Genomic DNA, 15,904 nt, shown 5'->3' with positions numbered 1-15,904 from the left:
TTTATCCTCGGCGAACCCCAATCGACTGCCCTGGCCCGAGGTGACACGGCGCCAGAGGCCAGGGTGGTCGATCCCAGTCCCGAGCGGCCCCGCACCCCGGCCGCTGGGGACTGGGATCGGCCCGCCCGACGCCCCAGGCCGACGGTAGCCCCCGAACCACAGCCCTGCCCTGGAGCCCCCTCATGCCGCTCAATCCCGAAGCCCTGCTGCGCGACCTGTTCGCCACCGCCATCGCCGCCGCCCATCCCCGCCAGGTCCTCGCCGACCACCTGCCCACCGACCGTTCCGGCCGCGTCATCGTCATCGGTGCCGGCAAGGCCGCCGCCGCCATGGCCGAAGTGATCGAACGCGAATGGCAGGGCGAGATCGCCGGCCTGGTGGTGACCCGCTACGGCCACGGCGCCGACTGCCGGCGCATCGAAGTGGTCGAAGCCGCCCACCCGGTGCCGGACGCCGCCGGCCTGGAAACGGCCCGGCGCGTACTGGAGCTGGTCAGCGGCCTCAGCGAAGCGGACCGGGTGATCTTCCTGCTCTCCGGCGGCGGCTCCTCCCTGCTGGCCCTGCCGGCCGAAGGGCTCACCCTCCAGGACAAGCAGCAGGTCAACAAGGCCCTGCTCCGGTCCGGCGCCTCCATCTCCGAGATGAACTGCGTGCGCAAGCACCTCTCGGCCATCAAGGGCGGCCGCCTGGCCAAGGCCTGCTGGCCGGCCACCGTGTACACCTACGCCATCTCCGACGTGCCTGGCGACGAGGCCACGGTGATCGCCTCCGGCCCCACCGTGGCCGACCCGACCACCTCCGCCGACGCCCTGGCCATCCTCGCCCGCTACCAGATCGAGGTACCCGCCCACGTCCGCGTCTGGCTGCAGGACCCGCGCTCGGAGACAGTCAAGCCCGGTGACCCGTGCCTGTCCCGCAGCCACTTCCAGCTCATTGCCACGCCCCAGCAATCCCTCGACGCCGCCGCCGACAAGGTCCGCGCCGCCGGCCTGACCCCGCTGATCCTCGGCGACCTGGAAGGCGAATCCCGCGAGGTGGCCAAGGTCCACGCCGGCATCGCCCGGCAGATCGCCCGCCACGGCCAGCCAATCAAGCCGCCGTGCGTGATCCTCTCCGGCGGCGAGACCACCGTCACCGTACGCGGCAACGGCCGTGGCGGGCGCAACGCCGAGTTCCTCCTCAGCCTGGCCCACGACCTCAAGGGCCACCCGGGCATCTACGCCCTGGCCGGCGATACTGACGGCATCGACGGTTCCGAGGACAATGCCGGCGCCCTGATGACCCCGGAGAGCCACGCCCGCGCCCAGGCGCTCGGCCTGTCCTCCCGCGACGCCCTGGACGACAACGACGGCTACGGCTACTTCGCCGCCCTCGACGGGCTGATCGTGACCGGCCCGACCCGTACCAACGTCAACGACTTCCGCGCCATCCTGATTCTTGAGAGCCCTGCACATGACGCCTGACAAGAAAGTGAAGATCCTCGCCACCCTCGGGCCGGCGATCAAAGGCATCGACGACATCCGCGACCTGGTGAAGGCCGGCGTCAACCTGTTCCGCCTGAACTTCAGCCACGGCGAGCACGCCGACCACGCCCAGCGCTACCAGTGGGTGCGCGAGGTGGAGCGCGAGCTGGGCCACCCCATCGGCATCCTCATGGACCTGCAAGGGCCCAAGCTGCGGGTCGGCCGCTTCGCCGAAGGCAAGGTCCAGCTGGAGCGCGACCAGGCCTTCCGCCTCGACCTCGACGCCCGCCCCGGCGACAGCCAGCGGGTCAACCTGCCCCACCCGGAGATCATCCAGGCCCTGGAGCCGGGCATGAGCCTGCTGCTGGACGACGGCCGGCTGCGCCTGCAAGTGACCGCCAAGCACGCCGACGCGGTGGAAACCCGCGTGATCGCTGGCGGCGAGCTGTCCGACCGCAAGGGCGTGAACGTGCCCGAGGCGGTGCTGCAGCTCTCCCCCCTGACCGCCAAGGACCGCCGTGACCTGGACTTCGGCCTGGAGCTGGGCGTGGACTGGGTAGCGCTGTCGTTCGTCCAGCGCCCCGAGGACATCGTCGAAGCCCGCGAGCTGATCCAGGGCCGCGCTGCGCTGATGGCCAAGATCGAGAAACCCTCCGCCGTGCAGCACCTGGAGGCCATCGCCCGCCTGTGCGACGCCATCATGGTGGCCCGTGGCGACCTGGGGGTCGAAGTGCCGGCCGAGAACGTGCCGCGCATCCAGAAGGACATCATCCGCACCTGCCGCCAGCTCGGCCGGCCGGTGGTGGTGGCGACCCAGATGCTCGAGTCCATGCGCTTCTCCCCGGCGCCGACCCGCGCCGAAGTCACCGACGTAGCCCACGCCGTGGCCGAAGGCGCCGACACCGTGATGCTGTCGGCCGAGACCGCCTCCGGGGACTACCCGCTGGAAACGGTGCAGATGATGAGCAAGATCATCCGCCAGGTGGAGAACGGCCCGGACTTCCAGAGCCAGCTCGACGTGGCCCGCCCCCAGGCCGAAGCCACGGCCTCCGACGCCATCAGCTGCGCCATCCGCCGCATCAGCAGCATCCTCCCCGTGGCCGTGCTGGTGAACTACACCGAGTCCGGCGCCTCCAGCCTGCGCGCCTCCCGCGAGCGGCCCAAGGCGCCGATCCTCAGCCTGACGCCGAACCTGGCCACGGCGCGGCGCCTGACCCTGGCCTGGGGCGTCTACTCGGTGGTCAACGCCCGCCTGCACCGCGTCGAGGAGATCACCGGTACCGCCCTGGAGATCGCCCGTGGCCAGAACATGGCCCGCACGGGAGACACCCTGGTGATCACCGCCGGCGTCCCCCTCGGCACGCCCGGCTCCACCAACCTGCTGCGTATCGAACAACTGTCCTGAGGTGAAGCGGGCCGGCACGTATCGGCCCGCCACCTCCCAGCCCCGGCGCGGCCCGCCCATGCAGCGAGCCGCGCCTGACGAGCCCACGAGCCGTCCCACGCGTTCTTTCGACTGCCACCATGCGAAGCCCACACCCAACCCTCCGGGGCTGGTTCATCGGCCCCCTCAACGGGGTGAGCCAGGTATTCCTGCAACGTCATCCGGGCTGCGGCGCCGTGCTGCTGCTCGCCATCTTCCTCGGGGCGCCCAGCCTGCTGCCCTACGCCGTGCTGGGTACCTGGAGTGCCTGGTTCATCGCCCGTTGCCTGGGCGCAGCCCCTGACGACCTCGACGCCGGCCTCTACGGCTACAACGGCTGCCTGCTGGGCCTGCTGCTCGGGTTGCGCCTGGAGGGCGAGGCGCTGCTGCCGCTGTTCGTCATCGCCGCAGCCGGGCTGTCGAGCCTGGTGATGCGCCCTCTGTTGCGTGCCTCGCGCCACCACGACGGCCTGCCGGTGTACACCAGCCCCTTCGTGGCGCTGGGCTGGATCAGCCTGTGGCTGGCCGGCCTGCTGCCGCCGCCCCAGCCGGACGACACGCCCTGGCCCCAGGTGACCCTGGCGGACGGTGGCCTCGCCCTGTTGCGCAGCTTCGGCCAGGTGATCTTCCTCGACAGCCCCGCTGCGGGTGCCTGCGTCCTCGCCGCCTTGGCCCTCGCCAGCTGGCGCGTGGCGGCCTGGGCCCTGCTGGGCGCCGGCTCGGCGCTGCTGCTGGGCATGGCCCTGGCGCTGCCGCACACGGCCGTGATGGGTGGGCTGTTCGGCCTCAATGGCGTGCTCATCGCCATCGCCCTCGGCCAGGGTGTGCGCAGCCTGCCCCGCGTGCTGCTGGGGGTGGGGCTGGGCCTGCTGCTGCAACCCGGCTTCGCCGCCCTGGGGCTGCCGGCCATGACCGCCCCCTTCATCCTCGCCTGCTGGCTGGTGCTGGCCGGCGGGCGCCTGCTGCGGGACAGCGCCCGGCGCACTGCCGGCAACGCCCATGCGCTGCGCCGTGCCCGCCGCCTTTGAAAGACCATTTCAAGAGAGGCCCAGAACATTGCACGACGGCCGCCGGCCGGGCATCGTGAGCCTCCCTGCCACCGCAACCGGGCCCACCATGAGCCGACTCGACCCGACCCGCTGGAACCGCCTCTGGCAGCAGCTGGGTGCCACAGCCCCCACCGATAGCTTCGAGCATCTGCTGGCGGCCTATTCCGCACCGGACCGCGCCTACCACAGCGATGCCCACATCGCGGCCTGCCTGGCGCACTTCGACACCTGGCAGCACCTGGCCGAGCACCCGCACCTCGTCGAACTGGCGCTCTGGACCCACGACCTGGTCTACGACACCCGCCGCCAGGACAACGAAGCCGCCAGCGCCGAGCAGGCAGTGGCCTGGCTGGAGGCCGCCGGGCTCGGGCACCACGGCGAGGTCGTTCGCGCGCTCATTCTCGCCACCTGCCACCAGGCACCGCCGCAAGGTGCCGATGCCGGGCTGGTGGTCGACCTCGACCTGTCCATCCTCGCGGCCCCGCCGCCGGTGTACGACGCCTACGAAATCGCCATCCGCCAGGAGTACCACTGGGTGCCGGAGCCGCTGTTCCGGGCCGGACGCAGCAAGCTCCTGAAGCAGCTCCTGGCGCACCCGGCGCTCTACCACAACGCCCCGCTGGCCGAACGCTGGGAGCAGCCGGCCCGGGAGAACCTGCAGCGAGCCCTGCTTGCGCTCGGTGCAGAATAAGCAAATTACTTTTCAGTTCTTTAAAGCATATGCAGCCAGCCGCTATAGTCCCGCTCCTCACTCCGCCAAGAAGGAACGCACAGTGAAACGACTGTTCTCCGCCTCGCTCCTCGCCGCAGGTCTCGCCCTGGCCGGTGCCGCCCATGGCGCACCGCCGCTGCTCAACGTCTCCTATGACGTGATGCGCGACTTCTACAAGGACTACAACGCCGCCTTCCAGAAGCACTGGAAAGCGGAAAAGGGCGAGAACGTCACCCTGCAGATGTCCCATGGCGGCTCCAGCAAGCAGGCCCGTGCCGTGATCGACGGCCTGCCGGCCGACGTCATCACCATGAACCAGGCCACCGACATCGACGCCCTCGCCGACAACGGCGGCCTGGTGCCGAAGAACTGGGCCGAGCGCCTGCCGAACAACAGCGCACCGTTCACCTCCGCCACCGTGTTCATCGTGCGCAAGGGCAACCCCAAGGGCCTGAAGGACTGGCCGGACCTGGTGAAGGACGGCGTGCAGGTGGTGGTGCCCAACCCCAAGACCTCGGGCAACGGCCGCTACACCTACCTCTCCGCCTGGGGCTACGTGCTGAAGAACGGGGGCAATGAAGAGAAGGCCAAGGCCTTCGTCGGCCAGCTGTTCAAGCACGTGCCGGTGCTGGACACCGGTGGCCGTGCCGCCACCACCACCTTCATGCAGAACCAGATCGGCGACGTGCTGGTGACCTTCGAGAACGAAGCCGAGATGATCGCCCGTGAATTCGGCCGCGGTGGTTTCGAGGTGGTCTACCCCAGCGTTTCCGCCGAGGCCGAGCCGCCGGTGGCTGTGGTCGACAAGGTGGTGGACAAGAAAGGCACCCGCGAAACCGCCGAGGCCTACCTGAAGTACCTGTGGAGCGACGAGGGCCAGACCATCGCCGCCAACAACTACCTGCGCCCGCGCAACCCGGAGATCCTCGCCAAGTTCTCCGACCGCTTCCCGAAGGTGGACTTCTTCTCCGTGGAGAAGACCTTCGGCAGCTGGCGTGACGTGCAGAAGACCCACTTCCAGGACGGCGGCGTGTTCGACCAGGTCTATACCGCCCAGTGACCCCAACAGGGCCCGGCCAGCGCCGGGCCCTGTCGTTTCAGCCGCGCCAGCCCTGGGCGCGCAGCGCCTCCAGCAACACATCCCCTTCCAGCGCCGGCACCCGGCGCCCATCCGCCGTGACCATCGCCCGCCCGGCCAGCAATGCATTGACGATGGCCTCCTCCACCGCCTCTGCCGCCGCCGAGAACAGCGGGGAGATGTGGTCGTTGTTGACCATTGCCAGCGGCGTGCTGAACGGCAGGTCCTTGCGCGCGTAGTCCGCCGGCGGCAGGTTGCGGTTGCCGGTGGCGAAGGCCAGGAAGATGTCGCCGCTAGAGTCCTCGGTGCCGCCGCCGGTCCGGGCGATGCCGATGGAGGCGCGCTGGGCCAGGCGCTGGCACTGGTGCGGCAGCAGCGGCGCGTCGGTGGCGATGATCACCACGATCGAGCCCATGCCGGGGGTGTCGCGCTCGGCGAAGGGCGACTCGATCTCGGTCAGCACGCGCCCCACCGGGTAGCCGTCCACCCGCAGCTCACGGCGCACGCCGTGGTTGGCCTGCACCAGCGCCCCCACCGCCCAGCCACCCTGCTCTGCCGGCAGTTGCCGGGAGGCGGTGCCGATCCCGCCCTTGAATTCGTGGCAGATCATCCCGGTGCCACCCCCCACGGCGCCCTCCTCCACGGCACCGCTGCGCGCCTCGGCCAGGGCCTGGCGCACCTGCTCGGGGCCGACGTGCTGGCCCCAGATGTCGTTGAGCAAACCGTCGTAGGTCTCCATCACCACCGGCATGCACCAGTACACCGCCTGCCCGGCCTGCTCGCGCTCGGCCGCCACCAGGGCATCGCGTACCACGCCGACACTGTGGGTGTTGGTGATGGCCAGCGGCGTGGTCAGCAGGCCCGCCTCGCGGATCCACTCCAGGCCGGTGGCGTCACCGTTGCCATTGAGCACATGGCAGCCGGCGAAGCAGGGTTGCTGGCGGGCCGAGCCCTCGCGGGGCTGCACCAGGGTCACCCCGGTGCGCACCGGCTTGCCGTCGCGCACCTCCTCCAGCGTGCTGTGGCCGACCCGGACCCCGGGTACATCGGTAATGGCGTTGAGCGGGCCGGGCGTACCCAGGCCGATGCGGATTCCCAATTGACGCGCGCGCATGGCGACTCCTTGTGGTTCAAAGCTTCTGGAAGGCCGGGCTGAACTTGCCATAGGTGCAGTAGAAGATCACCGAGACGGCCAGCAGCCCGAGGATGATGAGCAGGTCCCGGCTGGAGGCCGCCAGGCCCAGGTTGACCAGCAGCGCCGCGGCACCACCGGCAGCCAACAGGGCCGGCAGCGGCCAGAACGGCATGCGGTAGCTGTGTTCCAGGTCACGCCGCAGCACCCGGCTGAACAGGCCGCACAGCCCCACCACCAGGTAGACCAGGACGATCAGCAGCACGGTGAACGAAGTCAGTTCGGCCAGGTTGGAGCTGAAGCTGAGCAGCGCCGAGGGCACCGCCAGGAACAGCGTGGCCAGCCAGGGCGAATCCCAGCGCGGATGAATGCGGGTGAAGGTGCGGTTCAGGGTCGGCATCCACAGCTCGTCGCGACCGCTGCTGAAGATGACCCGGCCGATCTGGATGACGATGGCGACGATGGCGTTGAACACCGAGAGGAAGATGCCGGCGCTGACCCAGCGCGACAGCGTCTCGTTGCCCAGGCTGGCGAGCAGGTAGCCGATGGGGTCGGGGCTGGCGATCAGGGTCTCCAGCGAGGGTGCGCCGATGATCAACGCGGTGAGCGGCACCAGCTCGATCACCACCACCAGCACCAGGGACCACAGCACCGCCTTGTGCACGCCCCGGCCGCCGCATTTCATGTCCTCGGCCATCAGCACCGCGCTGCCGTAGCCGTTGTAGGAGAACAGCGCCGTGCCCACCGCGCCCAGCACCAGCGCCATGGGCGCCGCCTGGAGCACGCCGCCATCGAGGATCTGCGGGTGCAGCAGCACGCTGGCCGGCTGACTGGGGTTGCCGAAGCCCAGGCCGACGATCACCAGCAGGGCGGCCACCTCCAGCAACAGGCAGAGGCCGGTGACCCAGGCGTTGACCTTGATGTTGAGAATGCCCAGCGCGTAGCTGGCGACGACGATGGTCAGGGCCACCGTCTGGCTGTCGAACGCCGTGCCCAGCGCGCGGTTGAGGTAGGTGGCGGCACCGGTGGCCAGCACCGGCGGGATGAACAGCAGCATGGCCAGCACCGTGAGGAAGGTGGCGTAGCCGGCCAGCCCACCGAAGATGCGCTTGGCGTAGACGTACTCCCCGCCGGCCGAGCGGTGCGCACGGCCCAGCTCGGCGTAGCAGCAGGCGAACATCAGGGCCAGCACGCCGGCCAGGGCGAAGGCCATGAAGGCGCCGCTGCCGGCCTGCTGGATGGCGAAGGGGGCGATCACGAAGATGGAACTGGCGGGGGTGACCCCGGAGACGGTGATGGCGACGACATCGGCGGTGCCGAGACTGGGTTTGAGACGGCCGCCCGCAGGCGTGGAAGCGCTCATATCCTGATCCTCTGGTTGTTATTGGGATTGAGGCAGACATCAAGCAGTACGCAGTGGCGCTTCTGGTGGCGCCGGTTGGTGGGCCGATTCTGGGCGGGGCCCGGCCGTGCGCCAATCACCCTATTGGCGTACGCCCCCTTGAGGCCGGGGGAGCGGATCGGACAAGCTGGCCTCCCCCTTTTCGATCTGGAGCACCGCATGGACAGCCTGTTCAGGGAGGTCGGCCTGCATGCCGGCCTGGGCCGCACCGTCGAGCACCTCGGCGGCGAGCGGTTCTGGAAGCAGCTGATCCTGTTGCTGCACCAGTGGCTGCCGTTCGACAACGCGCTGGCGGCCTACTACCCCGCCCAGGGCGCGCCGCAGCCCCTGGAGGAGTACGACGCCGAGCCGGAAGGCACGCCCACCGCCATGCCGGCCTACCTCAGCGGGCCCTACCTGCTCGACCCCTTCTACCAGGCGTGCCGGGAAGGGCTGCCCAGCGGCTTCTACCGCCTGGAGGAAGTGGCGCCGGACCACTTCCTCCAGAGCGAGTACTACCTCAGCTACTTCCACGACAACGTGCTGGAAGACGAGGTGCAGTTCATCGCACAGCTCCCCGGCGCGGGCAGCCTGTCCCTGTCACTGGGCATGCGAAAGCGGTTCGATGCAGCGGAATGCGGCCTTGCGGCCCTGGTGGCGCCCTGGGTGCTGGCGCTGATGCAGCAGCACTGGCGCCAGCGCCTGCAGGCTCGCGGCCCGGCCAGCCAGGACCAGGTGGCCTCGCAGGTACGCGATGCCCTCAGCCAGTTCGGTGCGGGGGTGTTGTCGGAGCGGGAGCTGGAGATCGCCCGGCTGATCCTGCGGGGCTATTCGAGCAAGGCGATGGCGGAGCGGCTGGCCATCTCGCCGGACACGGTGAAGGTCCACCGCCGGCATCTCTACGCCAAGCTGGACATTTCCTCCCAGCCGGAGCTGTTCTCACTGTTCATCCAGGCCCTGGGGCACGACCCGGAGAATCCATGAAACAGGCCATGAGCCTCGCCCCTCAGTCGAAGGCGTCGGCCCACTGGGCGAACTGCATGCACAGGCCGAAGCTGGTCACGTCACGGGTGTCGGCCATGCAGTTGACCGCCATGCGCGGCGTACCGCCCTTGACGTAGTCGGACACACAGGCCCGCTCGTTGCGCTTGAGCAGCTTGTAGGCGGTGTCGAACTTGTACATGGCCTCGTCCAGCTGGGCCTGGGTGATGCGCTTCTGGCGTACACGCTCGCGCCCGAGCTGCTGGGCCTCACGGATCAGCGAAGGCATGCGCGAGATGGCGGCCGCGCACTGCACCACGCCTTTCTGCTGGAGCTGGCCGGGGTTGAGGTCGTCCTCATCGTCCAGGTCCAGTCCACGCAGGGAGGCCGGGCGTGCCTTCACCTCGGTGTCGTCGAGGCCCTGCATGGTGTTCACCTGCAGCTTCTCTTCATGGACGTTGCGGCTTTCCGGCGGCGGGGTGTCGGTGAAATGCACGCGGCCCTGCTCGTCTCGCCATTGGTAGACCTGAGCGCTGGCAGGCAGGGAAAGGACGATGGCCAAGGTGGCCAGGCAGGCACGAGCGAACATCCATGTGCTCCGGAGATATCAAAACGCCAGCAACTTACCTAAGCGCCCGGATGCTGTCCATGGCCCTGCGAGCCGCCCTTTGTGACGCAAGTCACGGATGGCGACGACCCAGCCCGGCGGGTACGCCGGAGACGTCGGTGGGCTGCCAGGGGCCGTCGGCGCCGTTGGACCAGCTCCAGCCACCGTCCCAGCGGTAATAGGTGCGTTCGCGGTAATAGAGCTCGCCCCGCCCTTCCAGCACGTACACCCCGAGGGTGTTGTCCCAGTAGCAGGCCGCGCCGGGCGGCGGGGCATAGCGGGGGTGGGTCTTCATGCGGGTCACCCGCGGGGTTGGCGCAGGGGCCGGGGTGACGCGCGGCGGTGTTGCCGCGGGCCCCTGGGCAGGCGGCTGGCCTGCCGGGGCGGGAGGCCGGAGGGTACAGCCGGCCAGGGTGACGAGCAGGCAGGCCAGGGACAGTCGAAGGGTCGCGTGCATGGCTGCCGGCTCCGATGGGTTTGTCAGGGCTGATCCGGGCTGTCGATGGTCAACTGCTGCGGATCCTCGGTAGCACTAGACAACGCCGGGCCGCGTCCGATCCATTCACCGCTCTTGGCATTGCCTTCGCGGGATACACGGGCGACCAGTTGCACCTGCGGGAAGTTGGAGATCTTCAGCTGCGGCATCATCGCGTCGGCGTCGCTGAGTACCACCTCGGCCGGCAGGTCCTTCACCGTCAGGCGCTTGACGGCCAGCGGCATGGGCGGACCTTCTGCGGCGCGGGCGAAGATGAACACCGTGTCACCCGGCTGCACCTTGTCCTTCAGTGCAGCGGCCAGGTCGACGCGGACCTTCAGCTGCGGCATGGACTTGGTGAGCGTCTCGCGCTCGGGCAGGGTTTCGCCGTTCTCGGCCAGCCGCTCGCGGGCCCGGTCGATCCCGCCTTGCAGGGCGGCGCGGGACGGGTCGTCTTGGGGCAGGACGGCGATCAGGCGCTCCCAGTAGCCAATGGCGTCCTTGAAGCGGCCTTCCTCGAAACCGGCGATGCCCAGCAGGCCGAGGCTGGTGACCTCATTGGGGTCCGCCTTGAGGGCGTCCTCGGTCAGCGCCTGGACTTCAGGGGTGAAGCGCTTCTGGCTGGCGAAGTACAGCGCCTGGGCCCACTGGCCGAGCAGCTCGGGCTGACGACCAGCGATCTGCACCGCGCGCTCGTAGGCCTTGGCGGCATCGACCGGGCGCTCCTGAGCCATGTAGGTACGGCCGAGGAAGTACCAGCCTTCGGCGGAATCCGGCTGGGCCTGCACGGCCTTTTCCAGGCGCGCGGTCATTTCCTCGATGGTGCGCGGCTGTTCGCGCATTTCGCGGGCCAGCTGGACCTTGTCGCTGGCCCCCCAGTGGGCATACAGGCCAAGGCCGAGGACCGGCACCAGCAGTGCGGCGAGCAGCGGCAGCGCACGCCCCAGGCGGGCGCTGCGGTCGGCGGCGGCGCCCTCGGTATCGGCCAGCAGTTCGCGGGCCGCTTCGGCGCGACCGGCCTCCAGCTGGGCCTCGGTAAGGGTGCCGGCCTCGTGCTGGGCCTGCAGTTCGGCCAGGCGCTCCTGGTACAGGGCGACGTTGAGGGCGGTTCGGTCTTCCTCGGCCTGGGCCTTGCGGCCGCGCAGCACGGGAATCAGCAGGAATGCCAGGGCGACCAGCAGCAGCAGGCCGGCGGCGAGCCAGAAATCGATCATCAGCGGTTCTTGTCCTGAGTCTCTTGATTGAGCAGCGCATCCAGACGGGCGCGCTCATCGCTGGAAAGCAGTGCATCACCCGGCGCGTTCTCGACGCGGCGACGGCGCAGCACGATCACCCCGAGCACCAGCAGGCCGCCGGCCAGCAGGCCCGCCGGGCCGTACCAGAGCAGCAGCGTGCGGCCGTTCACCGGGGGCTTGTAGCGCACGAAGTCGCCGTAGCGGGCCACCAGGAAGTCGACGATCTCGTCATTGCTCTTGCCCGCTTCGAGCATGCGGTAGATCTCGCGGCGCAGGTCGGTGGCGATGGGGGCGTTGGAGTCGGCGATGTTCTGGTTCTGGCACTTGGGGCAGCGCAGTTCTTCGGTGAGCACGCGGAAGCGCTCGCGCTCGGCTTCGTCACGGAACTCGTAGGTGTCGATGGCCGCGCGGGCGACGCCGGTGAGGGCAAGGCCGAGGGCCAGGGTGGCGAGCAGGCGCTTCATTGGCCGGCCTCGTCGACCAGGGACTGGTACAGCGGCGCCAGTTGCTCACGCCAGACGACCTCGTCGATCACGCCGACGAACTTGTGGCGGATGACGCCGTCCTTGTCGATCAGGAAGGTCTCGGGGGCGCCGTAGACGCCCAGGTCCAGGCCGAGGCTGCCCTGCTCGTCGCGGATGTCCAGCTGATAGGGGTTGTGGAACTCCTTCAGCCACTTGAGGGCGGCGGCGTTGTCGTCCTTGTAGTTGACGCCGTAGATGGTCACGCCCATCTGCGACAGCTTGTTCAGCACCGGGTGCTCGACCCGGCAGGAGATGCACCAGGTGCCCCAGACGTTGACCAGCGCGGGCTTGCCCTTGAGGTCGGCTTCGGTCAGCGTGCGCGCGCCGTCCACGGCCGGCAGGCTGAACGCGGGGAAGGGTTTGCCGATCAGCGCCGAGGGCAGCTCGGCGGGGTCGAGGAACAACCCGCGGTAGAGGAACACCGCCACGCCGAGGAAGATCGCCAGCGGCAGCAACAGGATCAGGCGCTTCATGCTTGAGCTCCAGCCAGGCCCAGGGCGTCACGCACCCGGGTCTTCACCTTGACCCGGTAGCGCGGGTCGAATGCCGCCAGGACGCCGCCCAGGCCCATCAGCAGGCCCCCGAGCCAGATCCAGCGGACGAACGGCTTGACGTGCACGCGCACGGCCCAGGCGCCGTCACCCAGGGGCTCACCGAGGGCGACGTAGAGGTCGCGGGTGAAGCCGGCGTCGATGCCGGCCTCGGTCATCATCGACTGCTGCACGGTGTACAGGCGCTTCTCCGGGTGCAGCACAGCGATCTGCCGATCACCGTCGAGGACACGGACGGTGCCCTTGTCGGAGGTGAAGTTGGGGCCTTCGTGGTGGGCTGCGCCCTCGAACACGAAGCGATAGCCGCCCAGCTCCACCGACTCGCCGGGGGACAGGCGCAGGTCACGCTCGGCGCTGTACTGGCTGGAGAGCACGACACCGAGGGCACACACGGCGATCCCGGCGTGGGCCAATTGCATGCCCCAGTAGCTGCGGGTCAGGCTACGGGCGCCCTTGAGCAGGCCCTTGTGGCGGGTCTTGTCGAGCAGGTCGCGAACGCCGGCCAGCAGCACCCAGGCGGACAGGCAGCCAACCGCCAGCACCGCCCAGTGGAAATCCCCCAGGACGAACGCTGCGAGCACGCCCAGCACCAGGCTGCCGACCAGCACCGGGCCGAGCATGCCCACCAGCCACTTCACCGGGGTGTCCTTCCAGCGCACCAGCACGCCCACGGCGATCACCACCATCAGCAGGGCCATCAGCGGCAGGAACAGGGCATTGAAGTACGGCGGGCCGACGGAGAGCTTGGCGCCGGATAGCGCGTCCAGCACCAGCGGGTAGAGGGTGCCCAGCAGGATCATGGCGGCGGTCACCACCAGCACCAGGTTGTTGACCAGCAGCAGCGTCTCGCGGGACCAGAGGGCGAAGCCCACCTGGCTCTTGACCACCGGCGCGCGGATGGCGAACAGGGTCAGCGAGCTGCCCACCACGGCCAGCAGGAAGCCGAGGATGAACACGCCCCGCTCCGGGTCGGCGGCAAAGGCGTGCACCGAAGTCAGCACGCCGGAACGGACCAGGAAGGTGCCCAGCAGGCTGAGGGAGAAGGCGGCGATGGCCAGCAGCACGGTCCAGCTCTTGAACACACCGCGCTTCTCGGTGACGGCCAGGGAGTGGATCAGCGCGGTGCCCACCAGCCAGGGCATGAAGGAGGCGTTCTCCACCGGGTCCCAGAACCACCAGCCACCCCAGCCGAGTTCGTAGTAGGCCCACCAGGAGCCGAGCACGATGCCGACGCTGAGGAAGGCCCAGGCGATGATGGTCCACGGACGCGACCAGCGCGCCCAGGCGGCGTCCAGGCGACCGCCGAGCAGCGCGGCGATGGCGAAGGCAAAGGCCACCGAGAAGCCGACGTAGCCCATGTAGAGCATCGGCGGATGGACGATCAGGCCGAAGTCCTGCAGCAGCGGGTTCAGGTCGTTGCCGTCGGCCGGCATGTTCGGCAGCAGGCGCTTGAAGGGGTTGGAGGTGATGATCAGGAACGACAGGAAGCCGATGCTGATCATGCCCATCACGCCCAGGACGCGGGCCAGCATCACCTCGGGCAGTTGCCGGGAGAACACCGAGACGGCGAAGGTCCAGCCACCGAGGATCAGTGCCCAGAGCAGCAGCGAGCCCTCGTGGGCGCCCCATACGGCACTGAACTTGTAGTACCAGGGCAGCGCGCTGTTGGAGTTGCTGGCGACGTAGGCGACCGAGAAATCGTCGCTCATGAAGGCCCAGGTGAGGCAGCCGAAGGAGAACGCCAGGAAAGCGAACTGCCCCCAGGCGGCCGGTTGCGCCAGGCTCATCCACTGCCGGTCGCCGCGCCAGGCGCCGATCATCGGCAGGGTGGCCTGCACGGCAGCCATGCACAGGGCGAGGATCAGGGCCAGGTGGCCGAGTTCGGGAATCATCGATCAGCCCTCTTTCTTCTCAGGCAGGTTGCCGCTTTCCTTGAGGGCCTTGGTGACCTCCGGCGGCATGTACTTCTCGTCGTGCTTGGCCAGCACCTCGTCAGCCACCAGCACGCCCTGCCCGTCCAGCTTGCCCAGGGCAACGATGCCCTGCCCTTCGCGGAACAGGTCGGGGAGGATGCCGTGGTAGCGGATGGTGACGCTCTTGGCGAAGTCGGTGACCACGAACTCGACGTCGAGGGAGTCGCCGGTCCGCTTGACCGAACCTTCGGCCACCATGCCGCCGGCGCGGATGCGGGTGTCCTGGGGGGCTTCGCCGTTGGCGATCTGGGTGGGGGTGTAGAACAGGTTGATGTTCTGCTGCAGCGCCGACAACGCCAGCGCCACGGCGATCCCCACCCCGGCGAGGATGGCCAGGATGATGAACAGGCGCTTCTTGCGGATCGGATTCACTTGCCTTCCTCCCGGCGCAGACGGCGCGCCTCTTCTTTCAGGTAGCGACGCCGGGCTGCGACCGGCAGCGCGACATTGAGCGCCAGGACCAGCAAGCTGATGCCGTAGGCGCTCCAGACGTACAGGCCGTGGTGGCCCATGGCGAGGAACTCGCCGAACGATGCAAAACTCACGATGCCTTCTCCACCAGGGCCTTCACCTCGTTGCGCACCCAGGCGGCGCGGGCCTCGCGACGCAGGACTTCGAGGCGCATGCGCATCAGCACAACGGCGCCGAAGAAGCAGTAGAAGCCCAGCACCATCAGTAGCAGCGGCACCCACATCTCGGCGGGCATGGCCGGCTTCTCGGTGACGGTGAAGGTGGCCGGCTGGTGCAGGGTGTTCCACCACTCCACCGAGTACTTGATGATCGGGATGTTGATGACCCCGACGATGGCCAGCACCGCGCAGGCCTTGGCGGCGCTGTCACGATTGCTGATGGCCTGGCCCAGTGCAATCACACCGAAGTACAGGAACAGGAGGATGAGCATCGACGTCAGTCGGGCATCCCACACCCACCAGGCACCCCAGGTGGGCTTGCCCCACACGGCACCGGTCACCAGGGCGATGAAGGTCATCCAGGCGCCTACCGGCGCGGCGGCCTGCAGGGCGACGTCGGCCAGCTTCATCTTCCAGACCAGCCCGACCACACCGCAGACGGCGAGCATGACGTAGCAGGACTGGGCCAGGAAGGCGGCCGGGACGTGGATGTAGATGATCCGGAAGCTGTTGCCCTGCTGGTAGTCCGGCGGTGCGAAGGCCAGGCCCCAGACGGTACCGACGGTGATCAGCAAGGCGGCGCCGACGGCGAACCAGGGGAGCCAGCGGCCACTGATCTCGTAGAACCATTTCGGCGAACCCAGCTTGTGGAACCAGGTCCAGTTCATCGGGCCCACCTGCTGGGCACGGA

General features: G+C 68.9%; 17 protein-coding genes. 6 read left to right on the top strand and 11 right to left on the bottom strand.

Annotated features, from left to right (window positions below; genetic code table 11):
* Positions 1–182: 182 nt before the first annotated feature.
* The 5 genes from RTK35_RS18500 (at position 183) to RTK35_RS18480 (ending at position 5,707) form a co-directional block, all read left to right on the top strand.
* Entirely contained in the window at positions 183–1,463 is a 1,281-nt protein-coding gene (locus RTK35_RS18500) for a glycerate kinase (protein ID WP_316908676.1), read from the top strand.
* Positions 1,453–2,868, top strand: a complete 1,416-nt coding sequence (gene pyk / locus RTK35_RS18495; RefSeq protein WP_044404267.1) for a pyruvate kinase — start codon at positions 1,453–1,455, stop codon at positions 2,866–2,868. The genes RTK35_RS18500 and pyk overlap by 11 nt, the downstream gene beginning before the upstream one ends.
* A 119-nt stretch (positions 2,869–2,987) precedes the next feature.
* The gene (locus RTK35_RS18490; protein ID WP_316908675.1) at positions 2,988–3,914 is read left to right on the top strand and encodes an urea transporter; all 927 of its coding nucleotides are present in this window, start codon (positions 2,988–2,990) and stop codon (positions 3,912–3,914) included.
* Between the two features lie 88 nt (positions 3,915–4,002).
* Complete coding sequence (locus RTK35_RS18485) at positions 4,003–4,626, top strand: hypothetical protein (RefSeq protein WP_316908674.1); 624 nt, start codon at positions 4,003–4,005, stop codon at positions 4,624–4,626.
* Positions 4,627–4,708: 82 nt separating this feature from the next.
* Positions 4,709–5,707, top strand: coding sequence for a sulfate ABC transporter substrate-binding protein (locus RTK35_RS18480; protein ID WP_316908673.1), 999 nt, complete (start codon positions 4,709–4,711; stop codon positions 5,705–5,707).
* A gap of 37 nt (positions 5,708–5,744) precedes the next feature.
* Here RTK35_RS18480 and RTK35_RS18475 read toward each other — a convergent pair whose 3' ends face one another.
* Together RTK35_RS18475 and RTK35_RS18470 are read right to left on the bottom strand one after the other, a co-directional pair.
* Complete coding sequence (locus RTK35_RS18475; protein ID WP_074968093.1) at positions 5,745–6,839, bottom strand: P1 family peptidase; 1,095 nt, start codon at positions 6,837–6,839, stop codon at positions 5,745–5,747.
* A gap of 16 nt (positions 6,840–6,855) precedes the next feature.
* Complete coding sequence (locus RTK35_RS18470) at positions 6,856–8,220, bottom strand: APC family permease (protein ID WP_044404260.1); 1,365 nt, start codon at positions 8,218–8,220, stop codon at positions 6,856–6,858.
* 198 nt (positions 8,221–8,418) lie between these two features.
* Here RTK35_RS18470 and RTK35_RS18465 point away from each other — a divergent pair, with 198 nt between their 5' ends.
* Entirely contained in the window at positions 8,419–9,222 is an 804-nt protein-coding gene (locus RTK35_RS18465; RefSeq protein WP_316908672.1) for a helix-turn-helix transcriptional regulator, read from the top strand.
* A 22-nt stretch (positions 9,223–9,244) separates the two neighbouring features.
* On the opposite strand, the gene RTK35_RS18460 is transcribed toward RTK35_RS18465, so the two are convergent.
* From RTK35_RS18460 to RTK35_RS18420, 9 genes are all read right to left on the bottom strand, one after another.
* Positions 9,245–9,808, bottom strand: a complete 564-nt coding sequence (locus tag RTK35_RS18460; RefSeq protein WP_316908671.1) for a DUF4124 domain-containing protein — start codon at positions 9,806–9,808, stop codon at positions 9,245–9,247.
* 91 nt (positions 9,809–9,899) lie between these two features.
* On the bottom strand, positions 9,900–10,121 hold the full coding sequence (locus tag RTK35_RS18455) for a hypothetical protein (protein WP_316908670.1): 222 nt from the start codon (positions 10,119–10,121) through the stop codon (positions 9,900–9,902).
* Between the two features lie 185 nt (positions 10,122–10,306).
* Positions 10,307–11,515 carry a c-type cytochrome biogenesis protein CcmI gene (gene ccmI / locus RTK35_RS18450; protein WP_316908669.1) on the bottom strand — a complete coding sequence of 403 codons (1,209 nt, stop codon included), beginning with the start codon at positions 11,513–11,515 and terminating at the stop codon, positions 10,307–10,309.
* Positions 11,515–12,000 (bottom strand): cytochrome c-type biogenesis protein, encoded by a 486-nt coding sequence (locus RTK35_RS18445; RefSeq protein WP_044408026.1) that lies wholly within the window; start codon positions 11,998–12,000, stop codon positions 11,515–11,517. The genes ccmI and RTK35_RS18445 overlap by 1 nt, the downstream gene beginning before the upstream one ends.
* The gene (locus RTK35_RS18440; RefSeq protein WP_044408029.1) at positions 11,997–12,533 is read right to left on the bottom strand and encodes a DsbE family thiol:disulfide interchange protein; all 537 of its coding nucleotides are present in this window, start codon (positions 12,531–12,533) and stop codon (positions 11,997–11,999) included. The genes RTK35_RS18445 and RTK35_RS18440 overlap by 4 nt, the downstream gene beginning before the upstream one ends.
* Entirely contained in the window at positions 12,530–14,503 is a 1,974-nt protein-coding gene (locus RTK35_RS18435) for a heme lyase CcmF/NrfE family subunit (RefSeq protein WP_044408032.1), read from the bottom strand. Before RTK35_RS18435 ends, RTK35_RS18440 begins: the two co-directional genes overlap by 4 nt.
* A 3-nt stretch (positions 14,504–14,506) precedes the next feature.
* The gene (gene ccmE, locus RTK35_RS18430) at positions 14,507–14,956 is read right to left on the bottom strand and encodes a cytochrome c maturation protein CcmE (RefSeq protein ID WP_044408035.1); all 450 of its coding nucleotides are present in this window, start codon (positions 14,954–14,956) and stop codon (positions 14,507–14,509) included.
* Positions 14,953–15,129 (bottom strand): heme exporter protein CcmD, encoded by a 177-nt coding sequence (gene ccmD / locus RTK35_RS18425; protein WP_044408038.1) that lies wholly within the window; start codon positions 15,127–15,129, stop codon positions 14,953–14,955. Before ccmD ends, ccmE begins: the two co-directional genes overlap by 4 nt.
* Positions 15,126–15,881, bottom strand: a complete 756-nt coding sequence (locus RTK35_RS18420) for a heme ABC transporter permease (RefSeq protein ID WP_074968104.1) — start codon at positions 15,879–15,881, stop codon at positions 15,126–15,128. Before RTK35_RS18420 ends, ccmD begins: the two co-directional genes overlap by 4 nt.
* Positions 15,882–15,904 lie beyond the last annotated feature (23 nt).

Source organism: Pseudomonas sp. zfem003 (assembly GCF_032621675.1).
In the GTDB taxonomy this organism is placed as follows: Bacteria; Pseudomonadota; Gammaproteobacteria; order Pseudomonadales; family Pseudomonadaceae; genus Metapseudomonas; species Metapseudomonas otitidis.
Note: the sequence above shows the minus strand (reverse complement) of the source record. Positions and strands in the feature narration are given on the sequence as shown.

Bases quoted from the DNA above. Each gene is read 5' to 3' on its own strand.
- RTK35_RS18500 (WP_316908676.1), top strand. From the start codon at position 183: ATGCCGCTCAATCCCGAAGCCCTGCTGCGCGACCTGTTCGCCACCGCC.
- pyk (WP_044404267.1), top strand. From the start codon at position 1,453: ATGACGCCTGACAAGAAAGTGAAGATCCTCGCCACCCTCGGGCCGGCG.
- RTK35_RS18490 (WP_316908675.1), top strand. From the start codon at position 2,988: ATGCGAAGCCCACACCCAACCCTCCGGGGCTGGTTCATCGGCCCCCTC.
- RTK35_RS18485 (WP_316908674.1), top strand. From the start codon at position 4,003: ATGAGCCGACTCGACCCGACCCGCTGGAACCGCCTCTGGCAGCAGCTG.
- RTK35_RS18475 (WP_074968093.1), bottom strand. From the start codon at position 6,839: ATGCGCGCGCGTCAATTGGGAATCCGCATCGGCCTGGGTACGCCCGGC.
- RTK35_RS18470 (WP_044404260.1), bottom strand. From the start codon at position 8,220: ATGAGCGCTTCCACGCCTGCGGGCGGCCGTCTCAAACCCAGTCTCGGC.
- RTK35_RS18465 (WP_316908672.1), top strand. From the start codon at position 8,419: ATGGACAGCCTGTTCAGGGAGGTCGGCCTGCATGCCGGCCTGGGCCGC.
- RTK35_RS18460 (WP_316908671.1), bottom strand. From the start codon at position 9,808: ATGTTCGCTCGTGCCTGCCTGGCCACCTTGGCCATCGTCCTTTCCCTG.
- RTK35_RS18455 (WP_316908670.1), bottom strand. From the start codon at position 10,121: ATGAAGACCCACCCCCGCTATGCCCCGCCGCCCGGCGCGGCCTGCTAC.
- ccmI (WP_316908669.1), bottom strand. From the start codon at position 11,515: ATGATCGATTTCTGGCTCGCCGCCGGCCTGCTGCTGCTGGTCGCCCTG.
- RTK35_RS18445 (WP_044408026.1), bottom strand. From the start codon at position 12,000: ATGAAGCGCCTGCTCGCCACCCTGGCCCTCGGCCTTGCCCTCACCGGC.
- RTK35_RS18440 (WP_044408029.1), bottom strand. From the start codon at position 12,533: ATGAAGCGCCTGATCCTGTTGCTGCCGCTGGCGATCTTCCTCGGCGTG.
- RTK35_RS18435 (WP_044408032.1), bottom strand. From the start codon at position 14,503: ATGATTCCCGAACTCGGCCACCTGGCCCTGATCCTCGCCCTGTGCATG.
- RTK35_RS18420 (WP_074968104.1), bottom strand. From the start codon at position 15,881: ATGAACTGGACCTGGTTCCACAAGCTGGGTTCGCCGAAATGGTTCTAC.